The following is a 15897-nucleotide window of genomic DNA, read 5'->3' on the forward strand; positions in this document are numbered from 1 at the left end:
AAGCGAAGGGGAGGATTAGCATGAAGACCATCAAGGGGCCGGCGCTGTTTCTGGCGCAGTTCTCAGGCGACGAGGCACCGTTCAACAGCTGGGATTCCATCACCAAATGGGCCGCCGATTGCGGCTACAAGGGCGTGCAGGTTCCCAGCTGGGACGGTCGCTTGATCGACCTCGCCAAGGCCGCCGAAAGCAAGGACTATTGCGACGAGTTCAAGGGCGTCGCCGCCGCGAACGGCGTGGAGGTCACTGAACTATCGACGCATTTGCAGGGCCAGCTTGTTGCCGTGCATCCCGTCTATGACGAGATGATGGATGGCTTTGCTGCGCCGGAGGTTCACGGCAACCCGAAGGCCCGGCAGGAATGGGCCGTCGACCAGGTGAAGAAGGCGCTGACCGCGTCCAAGCACATGGGACTTGGCGCGATGGCCAGCTTCTCGGGGGCGCTGGTGTGGCCGTTCCTCTACCCGTTCCCGCAGCGGCCGGCCGGGCTGGTCGAGGCGGGCTTCGATGAACTGGCCAAGCGCTGGAAGCCGCTGCTTGACCACGCAGACGAATGCGGCGTCGACATCTGCTACGAGATTCACCCGTCCGAGGATCTGCACGACGGCGTCACCTACGAAATGTTCCTCGAGCGGACAGGCAACCACAGCCGCGCGTGCATGCTCTACGATCCTTCGCACTACGTCCTGCAGTGCCTTGATTATCTTGATAATATCGACATCTACAAGGACGTGATCCGCATGTTCCACGTCAAGGACGCCGAGTTCAATCCGACCGGGCGGCAGGGCGTCTATGGCGGCTTCCAAAGCTGGGTGGATCGCGCCGGGCGGTTCCGCAGCCTGGGCGACGGGCAGGTAGATTTCGGGGCGGTTTTCTCGAAGCTGACCGCCGCTGATTTCGACGGCTGGGCCGTGGTCGAATGGGAATGCGCGCTCAAGCACCCCGAGGACGGGGCGCGCGAGGGGGCGCAGTTCGTCTCGGACCACATCATTCGCGTGACCGAGAAGGCCTTCGACGATTTCGCCGGTGCGGGCACGGACGATGCCGCCAACCGCCGCATGCTGGGGATCTGAGCCATGGAACAGATCAGACTTGGCATGGTCGGTGGCGGCAATGACGCGTTCATCGGGGGGGTCCACCGGATCGCCAGCCGGATCGACGGACATTTCTCACTGGTGGCCGGGGCGCTGTCCTCGACACCCGAAAAATCAAAGGCTTCCGGCGCGGCGCTCGGGCTGGACCCGAGCCGCTGCTACGGCAGTTTCGAGGAAATGGCCGAGGCCGAAGCGGGCCGCGCGGATGGCATTCAAGCCGTGTCCATCGTCACGCCCAACCACGTTCACGCCGCCGCTGCCGAAGCGTTCCTCAAGCGTGGCATCCATGTGATATGCGACAAGCCGCTGACCTCGACCATGGAGGATGCGGCGCGTCTGGAAAAGGCAGTTGCCGAGGCCGATGCGCTGTTCGTCCTGACGCACAACTACACTGGCTACCCGATGATCCGGCAGGCGCAGGCGATGGTCGCCGCCGGAGAACTGGGCAAGCTCCGCGTCGTGCAGGTCGAGTATCCGCAGGACTGGCTGACCGGAACGCCGGAAAAGGATGGCGTAAAGCAGGCGGAATGGCGCACCGACCCGGCGCGCTCGGGGGCCGGCGGCTCGATCGGGGACATCGGTACGCACGCGCACAACCTTGCCTGCTTCGTCACTGGGCTGGAGGTCGAGGAGCTGGCCGCCGACCTGCAAAGCTTCGGCGCGGGACGCAGTTTGGACGACAACGCCCACATGATGCTGCGCTTCAAGGGCGGCGCGCGCGGGATGCTGTGGTCCAGCCAGGTGGCGCCCGGCAACGAGAACGCCCTGCGCCTGCGCATCTATGGCGAGAAGGGCGGGCTGGAATGGTGCCAGGAGGACCCGAACTACCTGTGGTACACGCCGTTCGGAGAGCCCAAGCGACTGCTTACCCGCAACGGGGCCGGGGCGACTGACGCCGCCGCCGCCGTCAGCCGGATCCCTGGCGGTCATCCCGAGGGCTACCTGGAAGGCTTCGCTAACATCTACACCGAGGCCGCGCAGGCGATCCGCGAGTGGACCTCGGGTGGCGACAAGGCACCTGGACACCTGCCGGGGATCAAGGCCGGCATGGCCGGGATGCGCTTCATCGACGCCTGCGTGCGCTCTTCGAAGGACAACGCGGCCTGGGTGAAACTGTGAGCGAGCCGATCCTCTCGCTGCATGGGGTCAGCCGCAGCTTCGGCGCGGTGGAGGTGCTGCACGGCATCGACATCGCGCTGCGGCCGGGCCGGGTCCATGCGCTGATCGGCGAGAATGGCGCGGGCAAGTCCACGACGATGAAGATCATGGCGGGCTATCAGCCCGCCACCAGCGGCACGATCCGGGTGGACGGGCAGGACGCGACCTTTGCCAGCATGGCCGAGGCCGAGGCGCGCGGCATCGTCATGATCCACCAGGAATTCAACCTGGCCGAGCAGTTGACGGTGGAGCAGAACTTTTTCCTGGGCCGCGAGCTGAAGAAGGGCTGGCTTCTGGACAAGACCCGTATGCGGGCAGAGGCGCGGACGTACCTCGACCGGCTGAACTGTCACGCCGACGCCGACCGGGTGGTGTCGAGCCTGCCCAACTCGGACAAGCAGATGCTCGAGATCGCTCGCGCGCTGTCCCGCGACGCCCGCGTGCTGATAATGGACGAGCCGACCGCCGTCCTGACCTATGCCGAGACCGACATATTGCTGGAGCAGGTCCGGGCCCTGCGCGAACATGGAACCGCGATCCTGTTCACCTCGCACAAATTGGACGAGGTGAAGGCGATTGCCGACGATCTGACCATCATGCGCGACGGTGACGTGGTCTATTCGGGCCCCGCAGCTGATCTGGACGAGCACCATATGGCCGAGGCGATGGTGGGGCGTGACGTCTCGAACCTGTTCCCGCCGAAACCCGCAACGCCTGCGCCGCAACCGGTGCTGGAGGTTAAGGGCCTGCATGTGCCTGGCTACGCTGAAGACATTTCCTTCACCCTGAACAAGGGCGAGATCCTGGGGATCGCCGGGCTGATCGGCTCGGGCCGGACCGAGACCTTCGAGGGGCTCTGCGGCCTGCGCCCGCATCGCGGTTCTGTCAAGATAGACGGACAGGCGGTGCAAATTCGCCATCCCTGGGATGCGCTGGCCCACGGGCTGGGCTACCTGACCGAGGATCGCAAGACGCGTGGCCTGCTTCTGGGCAAGTCCATGCGCGAGAACCTGACGCTGCAATCGCTGGGCAAGTTCTCGGGCTGGCTGATCGACCAGAAAGCCGAGGACGAGGCCTTGAGCCAGGCGATCCGCGAGTTCGACATCCGCGCCGGTGATCGGGCGATCAAGGTCGGCAACCTCTCAGGCGGTAACCAGCAGAAGCTGCTGCTGGCCAAGACCATGCTGGCCGAGCCGGAGATCATCATCATCGATGAGCCGACGCGCGGCATCGACATCGGCACCAAGCAGCAGATCTATGATTTCATCCGCGACCTTGCCGGGCAGGGGCGCAGCATCGTCGTGATCTCCTCCGAAATGCAGGAAGTGATCGGCCTCGCCGATCGCGTCCTGGTGATGCGCCTTGGCCGCATCGCGGGCGAGGTCTCGGGCGAGCGGATGACAGAGGACAATATCGTGCGCCTGGCCATGGGCGTCGAGGGGCAGGGGCGCGAGGCCGCCCCGATGGAGGCGAGATGACCGCGACCGAAACCACTTCCGCCCGCGCGGCGCGGCGGGGCCTGCCGTCGATGACGGTGTTGGGGCCGATCCTCGCGCTGCTGGTGCTGCTGGCAATCGGGGTGTTCCTGAACGAAAACTTCCTGAGCTATGCCAACATAACCAACGTGCTGGCGCGCTCGGCCTTTATCGGCATCATCGCGGTCGGCATGACCTTCGTGATTACCGCGGGTGGGCTCGACCTGTCGGTCGGCTCGATGGCGGCTTTCATCGCCGGGCTGATGATCCTGGTGATGAACGCGGCATTGCCGAGCATGGGGGTAGGTGTTCCGATCATCCTGCTAGGCATGGCAACGGCGGTCGTCGCCGGACTGGCGGCGGGCTTTCTTAACGGGTTCCTGATCACAACATTAGGGATCGAGGCGTTCATCGTCACGTTGGGCTCGATGGGCATCTACCGCAGCCTCGTGACCTGGCTGGCCGACGGTGGAACGCTGAGCCTCGACTTCGGGCTGCGCACTTTTTACCGGCCGGTCTACTACGACGGCCTCCTCGGGATCAGCTGGCCGATCATTGTCTTCGCGCTCGTCGTGATCCTGGGCGAGATCGCCATGCGCAGCGCCGTTTTCGGTCGGCATTGCGCGGCCATCGGCTCGAACGATCAGGTGGCGAAGTATTCCAGCATCAACGTGAACCGCGTGCGGCTGCTGACCTATGTCTTCCTCGGCCTGCTTGTCGGCATCGCGACGATCATGTACGTGCCGCGGCTGGGGTCTGCCTCGGCCTCTACCGGCCTGTTGTGGGAGCTGGAGGCCATCGCCGCCGTCATCATTGGCGGCACCGTGCTGAAGGGGGGCTTCGGCAGGGTCTGGGGTACGGTGATCGGCGTGCTGATCCTCAGCCTGATCGGCAACATTCTCAACCTGACCGACCTGGTCTCGCCCTATCTGAACGGCGCGATCCAGGGCGCAATCATCATTCTCGCTGTCATCCTGCAGCGCGAGGGCAGAGCCGGCAACTGATCCGGCCTCATTTCACTTGGGAGGACTACAATGACGAAACTTATGACTGGTCTGGCACTGGGGGCGCTTCTGGCTGCGGCCCCGGCTGTTGCTCAGGATACCAAGGTGATCGGCGTCTCGATCCCCGCGGCGACCCACGGCTGGGCCGGCGGCATGAACTATTTCGCACAGGAAGCCGTCGAGCGACTGGAAGCGACATACGAAGAACTGGACTTCGTTCTGGCCACCGCCTCTGACCCGGCCAAGCAGGTCTCGGACATCGAGGACATGGTCGCGACCCGCAACATCGACGCACTGGTCGTCCTGCCCTTCGAATCCGAGCCGCTGACCGGCCCGGTGCAGGGCGTGGCCGAAAGCGGCGCCTGGGTCACCGTCGTCGACCGCGGCCTCAGCCAGGACGGGATCGAGGATCTTTACGTCGCCGGTGACAACCCGGGATTCGGCCGTGTCTCGGGCGAGTACATGGCCTCGAAAATGCCCGACGGCGGCAAGATCGTCGTGCTGCGCGGCATCCCGACCACCATCGACAATGAACGCGTGGAAGGTTTCCAGGCGGCCATCGAAGGCTCGGGGATCGAGATCCTGGCTATGGAGCACGGCAACTGGAACCGTGACGACAGCTTCACCGTGATGCAGGACTTCCTGTCGAAATACCCGCAGATCGACGCGGTCTGGGCGTCCGACGACGACATGGCTGTTGGCGTTCTGGCGGCTATCGACGCGGCGGGGCGTGATGACGTGAAATTCGTGCTGGGTGGTGCCGGCATGAAGGAAATGGTCAAGCGCACCATGGACGGCGACGAGATGATACCAGCCAACGTGACCTATCCGCCGTCGATGATCGCCACGGCCATCGAGATCACCGCCGTTGGCCTCGTGTCGAGTGCGCCGGTCTCGGGCAACTTCATCATCGGCTCGGTTCTGGTGACACCCGAGAACGCCGAGAGCTTCTATTTCCCCGACAGCCCGTTCTGATCGGAAAGCCGAGAAACTGCCCGGCGGCGTGTGTCGCCGGGTATCCAGCCGAGATCACTCGGCGTAGATCATCTTCCGCGTCATTCCGCCGTCGACGGTCAGCACCTGCCCGGTGACAAACCCCGCTTCGGCGAGGTAGAGCACAGCCTCCGCGATATCCTCGGCCAGTCCGACGCGTCCCGCAGGATGTTGCGCGTGGTCGATTTCGCGCAAGCCCTCGCCAGAAGAGATCCAGCCCGGCGCTATCGCGTTCGCCCGCAGCTTTCGCGGGCCGAGGCTGATGGCCAGCGCATGGGTCAGCGCGACCAGTCCGCCCTTTGAAGCGGCATAGGCTTCGGTGTCCGGCTCGGACATGAAGGCGCGGGTCGAGGCCATGTTCACGATACTGCCGCCCGGACGCAGCAGGGGTACTGCGGCGCGGGTCATCAGGAAGGCACCCGTCAGGTGGCTGTCGGTGATACGCCGCCATTCGGCGAGGGACAACTCGTGGATCGGGCCGTTCTCGGGCCCCGCGATCCCGGCGTTGTTGACCAGTAGATCCAACGTGTCCCAACCCAGCGCAGTGAACGCCTCGGCAACCGCGCTTTCGTCGGCTACATCACAAGGCACGTGTCGAATGCCCTCGGGCCCCGGGCTCAGGTCGAACGAGGCCACTGCCCAGCCCGCCGAGGTCAGCTTGCGGCAGATTCCGGCGCCGATCAGGCCTGCGCCCCCGGTGATGATCGCGTGTTTCATGACCGCGCAGATATCGCGGGCAGCTCCGGTGTCCAGCGTGGCATCAGCCTGCCTTGAGGTCCTTCGGGCGCAGATGCGTCTCGATCGCGTCGATCAGGGCGTCGAAGCCGAAAGGTTTGCCCATCAGGGGCACGCCATCGTCGAGGAAGGGCAGCTGGTCGCGCGTGTATCCAGAAACGACCAGCAGCGGAACGCCCATCTCCTGCACGCGGGAGATCAAGGGCTCGGCGCTTTCCCCGCGCAGGTTGGCATCGAGGATCGCAGCGTCGAAGCCGCCGCGCTCGGCCAGCTCCAGCGCCTCGTCCAGTGTATGGCCCATCCCGGCGACGATCGCGCCGCTGTCCTGCACCACCTGCTCGATTTCCAGCGCCACGAGGGGCTCGTCCTCAATGATGAGAATTCGGACGGACATGCTCGACCTCCTTGCCCGCGACCCGGATCCCGGCAGCCTGGCCGTGCATCACCGATCTGTCCATGGGTGCCTGAAGCTGCCAGCGCAGACCTTCGGGCGCATATTCCAGTTCCACGTCGCCGCCGGCGGACACTGCCGCCATGCGTTCTATGACCGTTCGGCCGAAGCCGGTTCGTTGGGGCGCCTCGACGCGCGGCCCACCGGTTTCCGTCCAGCTGATCCGGAAACGCGGCTTATCCTGCGAAGGGGGGACAGTCCAGTCAATATCCACACGCCCCTCCGGCACGCTGAGCGAACCGTACTTCATCGCGTTGGTCGCGAGCTCGTGCAGGGCCATGCCGATCCCTTGCGCTGCAGCGGGGGTCAACAGGATGCGCTCGCCCCTGAGCCGGAAGCGGTCCCGCAGGCTGTGCTCACCCAGATGTTTGAGTTGCGATAGCACGAGGCCCTCGACGGTGACGCCTTGCCAGTTGCCCTCGACGATCAGATCCTGGCTGGCCGATAGCCCCAGCAGACGGTGCCCGAACTGCGCGACGAAATCCTCGGGCGAGCAGTCCCGCGCGGTCTGGCGCGCCATGGAGGTCACCACCGTCAACAGGTTCTTCGAGCGGTGGTTTACTTCGCGCATCAACAGGCGGATCTGTTCTTCGTAGCGCTGCCTTTCCGAGAGATCGTAGAAATGGCAGACCACGCCGGGCCGACCGTCCGGCAGTATGATCCGGTCGATGCGCCAATCGTAGGATTCCAACTCGTCGCTGTCCTGTCGCGTGATCGTCGACTGCGGAGAGTGATAGGGCTGGCCGGTCTCTAGCGTTTGTCGGAACCGCTCGATCACTTCGGTTGCGAAGGGCTCGGTCCAGATCGTGCGCAAAACCTCGGCGTGATCGCGGCCGATCAGCGGATCGACGTTGCGGAAATGATGCTTTGCACCGTCACTGACCTGCGCGACCCGGAAATCGGCGTCCACGACCACGATGCCGAACGGCGAATGCTCCACCAGGTTGCGGAAGGTGTCGTGCGAGGCGGCCAGCGCCGCCGCCGCCGCGCGACGGTCGCTGACGTCCATGCCCGAGGGGATCAACTGTACGACGCGGCCGTTGGCATCCCGTAGCGGAGACAGCTGAAAGTCGATCCAGATCAACCCGCCCGCCATGCGCACCTGCGCATCGTGGCGGACAACCTCTCCCTTGAGCGCGCGGGCTATGTCGGCCTTGAGCTGCCGCTGCGCCTCGGGTGCGTAGCTCCACCAGTGGCAATCCCAGAACTTGCGCCCGATCACGTCCTCGGACGACAGGCCCGCGGCTTCCAGCGGGGCACGGTTCGCTTCGATCAGTACGCCGTCAAGGTCGAGCACGCCGACGAAGGCGAAGAGATTGTCGAGCACGCTTCGCAAGCGTTCCTCGGCGTCCCGCCGCTCGGTCACGTCACGGTTCAGGTTGGACACGCCGACGATATTGCCGGACGCGTCCCGAACAGGCGCCGCGCTGACCGAGATTGTGCGGCGATCCCCGGCACGGGTCCGTCGCATCGCCAGGAAATGCCGCTGCCCGCCGACGACGATATCGTCGATATAGGCCGGGACCGACCGCGGCTCGTCGGGCGGAAACAGGGTCGCGATCGAGTGACCGAGGATCTCGTCGCGGGTATAGCCGTAGAGGTCTTCGGCCGCGCTGTTCCAACTGGTGATCGTGCCCTCGAGGTCGAAACCCACCAGCGCCACCGGCATCGTCGCGACGATATCGGCCAGGTGCCGCGCGTTCATTTCGGCCACGCCGATGTCGATCCGATTGAGCCGTTGCGCGGTTATGTTGCGGTGCAGGACCAGCGCATGCGGGCCCAGGTCGGTCTCGATCCGCGTTACCGTCATCTCGAACCAGCGCCGGGCGGTGCCGGAGTGGCAGGCATACTCGGTCCGGAAGTTGCGGCCCAGTTCCAGCACTTCGCGCAATCCATTTTCGACGGATCGGGCGGTTTCCCTGTCTTCGCCGGTGGTTGCGCTGCAGATTTGAAGGTAGTTGCCGCCCATGAAGCCGTCACTAGGACCGCCGTTCTCCGACGAGAAGGTCCGCCAGGCCGCGTTCACCGCGACGATACGGCCGTCGGTAGCGATGACCGCCGCACTGTCGTTCACGGCTTCGAGCAGAGCCTGCTGATCGAAGGGCAAGGTCATCGCTCGCGCCTTGAGACGGTTGCCCGACTGCCTCCGTGAGCTTCGATACGGACCCACTGAGAAAATTTGCTGGACTTCATCGCACAATGCACTTGATCGGAATTACGGGCACAACAGTTTATGGCCCGTAGGAACATGTTTAGGCAACTGGATAACCGATAAATGACCCTCAAGGACTCGGGGGACCTGCCGAAGGCTCTTGCCGGGCAGTTCGCGCGATCGAATGTGGCGTTGGCATTGTCCGACGGGCAGGGCGATGTTCCGCTTCTCTTGGTAAACGACGCCTTTTGCGGGCTGACGGGATATGCGGCCGAAGATTGCATCGGTCACAACTGCCGTTTCCTTCAGGGCCCGGATACTCCCGAGGAACAGCGTGCCGCGCTGCGGGCCTTCATTGAGGACGAGACGGCCGAGGCCGGCCGCTTCGTGATCCTCAACTACCGCAAGGACGGCAGCCGGTTCCGGAACTTTGTTTTCATGAACCGGCTTCGGGACGGAACTGGTGCGACGCGCTATTTCGTGGCGTCGCAGTTCGACATGACCAATGTCGAACGGCAGGCCCGGCTCGCCGAGAACGATGGGGAGTTGGGACGCCGTCTGACTGACATCGAGGCGATCGGTAGGGACTACGGGATGGCGATGCAGGGCTCGGCCCAGATCCTTGCGGATTCCGCGGCGATGCTGGCGCGGCTGGCGCTATCGGACCGGCTGTCGTAGGACCGGGGTCGGACCGGCCGTTCCGGCGCCGGTCACTTGCGAGAGGGCGCGGGTCAATATGCATGATGGCAAGGGCGAAGCAGGGGCGTTGGGTGTCGTTGGCGTGGGGGCTTCCGCCGGCGGGCTCGAGGCAATCCGCGAGATGCTCGCACCTGCGGATCCTTCGTCCGCACTTGCCTACGTGATCGTCCAGCACCTCGATCCGGATCACGAAAGCCTGCTGGCCGAACTGCTAAGTCGGCATACCGCGCTGGAGGTGCACCAGGTGGCTGGCGGCGAGCAGGTCTCGCCGGGGCATGTCTACATCATTCCGCCGGGTCACGGGCTGTCGATTTCGGGCGGTCAGTTGGTGCTGACCGAGTTCGCCAAACCGCGCGGCCTGCGCCGGCCGATCGACGACTTCTTTGAAAGTCTCGCGGTGGACCGGGGGGCCGATGCCACCTGCGTGATCCTCTCCGGCACCGGAGGGGACGGCAGTTCGGGACTGCGCGCGATCAAGGAACATGGCGGGCTCTGCATCGCGCAGGATCCCGACACCGCCCGATACGATGGCATGCCGTCGGCGGCCAAGGCCACGGGTCTCGTCGATTTCGTCCGCGAGCCCGACCAGATCGTCGACACCATCGTGCAGTTCCACACCCATAAGTCCGCCGTCGAGGCCGACGCCGGGCTTGCGCGCACGGTCGAAGACAGTATCGACGACATCTGCGCCGTGGTCCGCAAGACCGTCGGCCACGACTTTTCGGGCTACAAGCGTTCGACGCTCTCGCGCCGGATCGAGCGGCGTATCCAGGTGCTCAACCTCAACAGCGCCGGGGAGTACCTGCGCCTGATCCGCAGTGAGCCCGAGGAATGCGACAAGCTGTTCCGCGAGCTTTTGATCAACGTGACCCGGTTCTTCCGCGACGGCGCGCTGTTCGACGCATTGCGCGCCCGCGCCATCGAGCCGCTGGTCCGCGATGCGGGCGAGGGCGACATCCGCGTCTGGGTGCCCGGCTGCTCGAGCGGCGAGGAAGCCTACACCATCGCCATGCTCTTCGCCGAGGAGGTCCGCAAGCAGCGCAAGTCGATCATGATCCAGATCTTCGCTACGGATATCGACGAGCAGATGCTGAACATCGCCCGGCAGGGGGCCTATCCGCGTTCAGCGCTGGCCGACATCCCCGAAGCGATGCAGGACCGCTACACTATCGCCCGGGATGGGCAGTTCCAGTTCACCGCCCGGATCCGCGACATGGTGCGTTTCTCGCTTCACAGCGTGGTGCGCGATCCGCCGTTCTCGAACCTCGACCTGGTTAGCTGCCGCAACCTGCTGATCTATTTCGGGGACACGCTTCAGGCCGGGGCGATCCCTGTTTTCCACTACGCCCTGAGGCGAGACGGAATGTTGTTCCTGGGGCCGTCCGAAACGGTGGGCCGGTTCGAGAACCTCTTCGAGATCGCCGACCAGAAAGCACGGCTTTACCGCCGCATCGGCCGTAGGACGGACTATCCGGCGCATCTTCGAAGCCAGTCGCAGCGCGGGACGGCGGTGCGCGCGCCCAATTCTGCGCCGGATCTGCCGACCCGTGTGGAATGGAACCGTTCGGACGTCTCTGACCACGTGCTGCGCCACTACGCGCCGCCGACGCTTCAGGTGCTGCCCTCAGGCGAGATCCAGGCGTTTACCGGGCGGCTCGGGCGCTATCTCGACCTGGCGCCGACCGGCAACGAGGGGCAGTCGGTCCAGGCGCTGGCTCGGCCCGGCCTGCGCGAGGCGCTCTCCGCCGTCCTGCGCGAGACCTTCGAGACCCGGAAACGTTCGGTTGTTCGGGATCTGGCGGTGCAATCGGAGTACGGGCGGCAGAAGTTCGACCTGATTGCCGATCCGCTTGCGGACGGCTCGGTACTGATGGTGTTTCGCGACCGCGATCGGTTCGAGCCGATCGAGGACGACGACCTCGACGAAATCCAGCCCTCGGACAGCCATGTGCAAAGCCTCGAGGAAGAGCTGCGCTCGACCCGCTCGCGGCTACACACCACGGTCGAGGAACTCGAGACCGCGAACGAGGAGCTGAAAAGCTCGAACGAAGAAATGATGTCGATGAACGAGGAGCTCCAGTCCACCAACGAGGAGCTGGCCACGGTCAACGATGAGCTGAAGACCAAGGTCGACGAGTTGTCGGTCGCTAACGCGGACCTGATGAACTTCTTCGCCTCGACGGCGCTGCCGCTGGTGGTGCTGGACCAGGGCATGCGGGTTCGCAATTTCACCGAGGCGATCCTCGCAATCTACCCCTTCCGCTCAAGCGACCGAGGCCGCCCGCTTTCGGATGTAACGCCGGCACTTGAGCATGGCGACGCGATCCTGGCGGTGGTCACCGAGGTCATCGACACCGGCGAAGCGCGGACGCTCCAGGTAAGTGATCGTGACGGCGCCCGAACCTGGAAGCTGCTGGTGACGCCCTACCGGACCCGCGAGGGGCGGGTCGAGGGCGCCACACTGGTGTTCACCGACATCACCGACGCGCTACGCCTGCACAGCGCTCTCGAAGCCGAAAGCCAGCGGCTGCGATTGGCGCTGGAGGTCACCCGTCTGGGCGTTTGGGAATTCGATCCCCGCTCTGGCCGCTTTCTGATCGACGAAACCTCCGCGACACACCTCGGGCGGGGCACCAGCGGCGAGGTATCGGCGCAACGTCTGGTTAACCGCTTCCCGGCTGGCGAGCAGCCGAAGGCCCGGCAAGCCATCGAGAAGGCCGGCGCGCGCGGCGAAATCGACGTCAACCTTCGGCTGGAGCTCGACGACGGCGCTTCGCGTATCCTGCATCTCGTCGGGCGCCGGGTCATGGACCGTCCCGACGCCGCGCTCTTGGGCGTGATGTTCGATGTCACCTCGGAGGTCGAGGCCGCGCGCCTGCGCGACCTGATGCTGCGCGAGATGGACCATCGGGTGAAGAACAACCTCGCGATCATCATGGGCATCCTGCGCGGCGTGGGGCGTACTTCGGGCAGCGTGTCCGAAGTCGTGCAGGGCGTGCAGAGCCGGGTCGACGCGCTGGCGCGCTCGCATGACATGACACAGGGCAATCCCACCGATCGGAGGATCTCGCTGAGAGATGCTATCGGAGCGGCGCTGCGACCCTACGAGGGGCACGCGCGGATGACGATCGACGGACCCGAAGTCAGCGTCACATCCAAGGAGCTTACGCCGCTGTCTCTGCTTTTGCACGAATGGGCGACCAATGCCGGGAAGTATGGCGTGCTCGGTCCGCTCGAAGGGGAGCTTGCGATCGGTTGGTCGGTTGAGGACGACGGCAAGGTGCTGCTGGACTGGTCGGAGCATTACGCCACCCCGCAGACGACCGAGCAGGGCACCCCGGGCTTCGGCTCGACGCTGGCCAAGATGTCCGCGATCCAGCTCGAAGGGACGGTGGAAACCGAGGTCACCGACGCGCAGAGGGTCAGCCGGTTGAGTTTCACGCCCCAGGCGCCTCAGGCCGGCTGATACCGGAAGCTCAACCCTCTGGCGCCGTCAGGCAGACGCGGGTTTCCCAGTCTCTGCATTTCTCAACCAGATGCTCGGGCAGGAAATCCGTGAAGATCGCATCGACGTCTCTCAGCGAGGCGATCCGCACCGGGGCCGAGCGGGTCAGCTTGGACTGGTCTGTCACCAGGAACACCTGCCGCGAGCGCTGGATGATGACGCGGCTGACGCGCACCTCCTGGATGTCGAAGTCCATCAGGTCTCCGTCCGGATCCAGCGCCGAGGTGCCGATGATCGCCCGGTCCACCTTGAACTGCTCGATCGCCTGCGTGGTCAGATCGCCCACCAGACCCCCGTCGCTGTGGCGCAGCACGCCGCCGGCGACGATGATCTGACAACTCGGGTTGGCCGCCAGGATATTCGCCACCTTCATGTTGTTGGTCACGACCGTCAGGTTGGAATGGCCCAGCAGTTCCACCGCCACCGCCTCGGTCGACGTGCCGATGTTCAGCAGTACCGAGGAATTGTCCGGGATTTCCGCCGCGCACATGCGCGCAATGGCGGCCTTCGCTTCCTTGTTGATGGCGCGCCGTTCGGCATAGCCGATGTTCGCCGCACCCGGAGGCACCACCGCGCCGCCGTGGACCCGGTCGAGCATACCGTCATCAGCCAGTTCGGACAGGTCCCGGCGAATGGTCTGAAGCGTCACGCCGAAACGGCTCGCCAGATCCTCGACCGAGACACGGCCGGCTTCCTGCGCCAGTTCCAGGATCTGCGATTTCCGAAAGCTCAGCGCCATTCCAGTGTTCCGTCGCGTACCGTTCCTGTTCGTAAATGCGCGAAATCTTCGGTTTTCGGCATTCTGGTTTGCGGAATGGTGGCATGAACTGGAAAAATATGTCAATTGAAACCCAGATAATGAAGGGCATCGTCCCGGATAAGTGCCATTCTCAGTTGGTCACGTACTGAAAATTTCCGTGCTTTCATGACGTTGCGTGAAAGCGAACGAAAACGAACACGAGGCCTTTGACAATGTGTCCGATTCTGATGTTCTCTTTCGGCAGGGAGGAACAGCAATGAGCGTGCAGACGCCGACCATCCACGACATCTTCGTCGTGGGCGGTGGTATCAATGGAGTCGCCATCGCGCGGGATGCGGCGGGCCGGGGCCTGTCGGTCTATCTCGCGGAAATGGGCGATCTTGCGCAGGCGACCTCGTCCGCCTCGACCAAGCTGTTCCACGGTGGCTTGCGCTATCTCGAGTATTTCGAGTTCAAGCTGGTTCGCGAAAGTCTGGTGGAGCGCGAGACCCTGCTTCGCGCCATGCCGCATATCTCGTGGCCTATGCGTTTCGTTCTGCCGTACCACGAAGATATGCGTTTCGACGCGGATACGCCGACCTCCAAGTTGCTGACCCGCGTGATGCCCTGGATGAAGGGCCGCCGTCCGGCCTGGCTGATACGCCTGGGTCTTTTCATGTACGACAGCCTTGGCGGGCGGAAGGTGTTGCCAGCAACTCGTGCGGTGGATCTGAAGACCGATCCTGCAGGCAAGCCGCTGAACCCGAAGTTCGAACGGGCCTTCGAGTACTCCGACTGCTGGGTCGAGGACAGCCGTCTCGTCGTGCTGACCGCCCGCGACGCCGAAGCGCGCGGCGCGACCATCGACGTGCGCACCAAGCTGGTATCCGCCGAGCGGGGCAAGGATCACTGGACCCTGACCGTCGAGGACGTTGATACCGGCGCGACCCGTACCGTGCAGGCACGCATCCTGGTCAACGCCGCTGGACCGTGGGTCGAAGAGGTGGTGCGCCAGCGCGTTCGGCTCAACACATCCGAGCGGATCCGCCTGGTACGCGGCAGCCATATCGTGACGCGCAAACTGTTCGACCACGATCGCTGCTATTTCTTCCAGGGCACTGACGGGCGGATCATCTTCGCGATCCCCTACGAGACCGACTTCACGCTGATCGGTACCACGGACCAGGAGCACACGGATGATCCACTGACCGCCCACGCGACCGAGGCCGAGCAGGATTACCTCTGCCGTTTCGCGTCGGAGTACTTCGCGGAACCGGTCACGCGCGAGGACATCGTGTGGACCTATTCCGGCGTGCGCCCGCTCTACGACGACGGCGCGACTTCGGCGACGGCGGCGACCCGCGATTTCGTACTGTCGCTGGACGAGAGCGCCGCGCCGGTGCTGTCCGTCTTCGGTGGCAAGATCACCACGCACCGGAGGCTGGCCGAGGATGCTATGAAGAAGATCTCCGGTCATACGCCGGGCGCTGGCAAGCCTTGGACCGCGGGCGTTCCGCTTCCGGGCGGGGATTTTCCCGTCGATGGCCGCGACGATCTGGTTTCCGGCCTGCGCACCGACTTCCCGTTCCTGACCGACCGCCACGCGCTGCGGCTGGTGAAAGCCTACGGGACTGAGGCGCGGCAGATCCTCGCTGGGGCGAGTTCGATGGAAGACCTGGGCCGCGACTTCGGCGCAACGCTGACCGAGCGCGAGGTCGCCTGGCTGATGGACAAGGAATACGCCCGCAGCGCGCAGGACGTGGTCTGGCGCCGCTCGAAACTCGGCCTGAGGCTCCAGCCGCCGGAGATCGAGGCGCTCGACGACTGGATGGCGGCACGAAGGGCGGCCGAGGTCTCGGCGGCGGAATAGAAGCAAGACAAGACGACAAGAA

Annotated in this window: 12 protein-coding genes; 8 read left to right on the top strand and 4 right to left on the bottom strand. The window is 64.6% G+C overall.

What is annotated here, in order from left to right:
- The first annotated feature begins 20 nt into the window (after window positions 1-20).
- From ACW9UR_RS11895 to ACW9UR_RS11915, 5 genes are read left to right on the top strand one after another with little or no spacing between them, the layout of a single operon-like run.
- A complete protein-coding gene (locus ACW9UR_RS11895) occupies window positions 21-1073 on the top strand; it encodes a sugar phosphate isomerase/epimerase family protein (protein ID WP_458917207.1) in 1053 nt (350 codons plus the stop codon).
- A 3-nt stretch (window positions 1074-1076) separates the two neighbouring features.
- Window positions 1077-2213: a Gfo/Idh/MocA family protein gene (locus ACW9UR_RS11900; RefSeq protein ID WP_458917208.1), complete on the top strand. Its 1137-nt coding sequence runs from the start codon at window positions 1077-1079 to the stop codon at window positions 2211-2213.
- A complete protein-coding gene (locus ACW9UR_RS11905) occupies window positions 2210-3730 on the top strand; it encodes a sugar ABC transporter ATP-binding protein (RefSeq protein WP_458917209.1) in 1521 nt (506 codons plus the stop codon). The genes ACW9UR_RS11900 and ACW9UR_RS11905 overlap by 4 nt, the downstream gene beginning before the upstream one ends.
- Entirely contained in the window at window positions 3727-4731 is a 1005-nt protein-coding gene (locus ACW9UR_RS11910) for an ABC transporter permease (protein WP_458917210.1), read from the top strand. Before ACW9UR_RS11905 ends, ACW9UR_RS11910 begins: the two co-directional genes overlap by 4 nt.
- Before the next feature lie 30 nt (window positions 4732-4761).
- Window positions 4762-5706 carry an ABC transporter substrate-binding protein gene (locus tag ACW9UR_RS11915; protein WP_458917211.1) on the top strand — a complete coding sequence of 315 codons (945 nt, stop codon included), beginning with the start codon at window positions 4762-4764 and terminating at the stop codon, window positions 5704-5706.
- Window positions 5707-5760: 54 nt separating this feature from the next.
- Here ACW9UR_RS11915 and ACW9UR_RS11920 read toward each other — a convergent pair whose 3' ends face one another.
- Genes ACW9UR_RS11920 through ACW9UR_RS11930 form a run of 3 tightly spaced genes read right to left on the bottom strand, consistent with a single transcriptional unit; the run spans window position 5761 to window position 9023 of the window.
- Window positions 5761-6441 (bottom strand): SDR family oxidoreductase, encoded by a 681-nt coding sequence (locus ACW9UR_RS11920; protein ID WP_458917212.1) that lies wholly within the window; start codon window positions 6439-6441, stop codon window positions 5761-5763.
- Between the two features lie 43 nt (window positions 6442-6484).
- Window positions 6485-6853 carry a response regulator gene (locus ACW9UR_RS11925; RefSeq protein WP_458917213.1) on the bottom strand — a complete coding sequence of 123 codons (369 nt, stop codon included), beginning with the start codon at window positions 6851-6853 and terminating at the stop codon, window positions 6485-6487.
- Entirely contained in the window at window positions 6828-9023 is a 2196-nt protein-coding gene (locus tag ACW9UR_RS11930) for a PAS domain-containing sensor histidine kinase (protein WP_458917214.1), read from the bottom strand. Before ACW9UR_RS11930 ends, ACW9UR_RS11925 begins: the two co-directional genes overlap by 26 nt.
- A gap of 162 nt (window positions 9024-9185) precedes the next feature.
- Here ACW9UR_RS11930 and ACW9UR_RS11935 point away from each other — a divergent pair, with 162 nt between their 5' ends.
- Together ACW9UR_RS11935 and ACW9UR_RS11940 are read left to right on the top strand one after the other, a co-directional pair.
- Complete coding sequence (locus tag ACW9UR_RS11935) at window positions 9186-9740, top strand: PAS domain-containing protein (protein WP_458917215.1); 555 nt, start codon at window positions 9186-9188, stop codon at window positions 9738-9740.
- Between the two features lie 58 nt (window positions 9741-9798).
- Entirely contained in the window at window positions 9799-13227 is a 3429-nt protein-coding gene (locus ACW9UR_RS11940; protein ID WP_458917216.1) for a chemotaxis protein CheB, read from the top strand.
- 10 nt (window positions 13228-13237) lie between these two features.
- Here the strand turns inward: ACW9UR_RS11940 and ACW9UR_RS11945 are convergent, their stop codons facing one another.
- Window positions 13238-14005 (bottom strand): DeoR/GlpR family DNA-binding transcription regulator, encoded by a 768-nt coding sequence (locus ACW9UR_RS11945; RefSeq protein WP_458917217.1) that lies wholly within the window; start codon window positions 14003-14005, stop codon window positions 13238-13240.
- Between the two features lie 277 nt (window positions 14006-14282).
- Between ACW9UR_RS11945 and glpD the strand changes: the two genes are divergently transcribed.
- Entirely contained in the window at window positions 14283-15875 is a 1593-nt protein-coding gene (glpD, locus tag ACW9UR_RS11950; RefSeq protein ID WP_458917218.1) for a glycerol-3-phosphate dehydrogenase, read from the top strand.
- Window positions 15876-15897: the final 22 nt, after the last annotated feature.

The organism is Halovulum sp. GXIMD14794 (assembly GCF_054457455.1).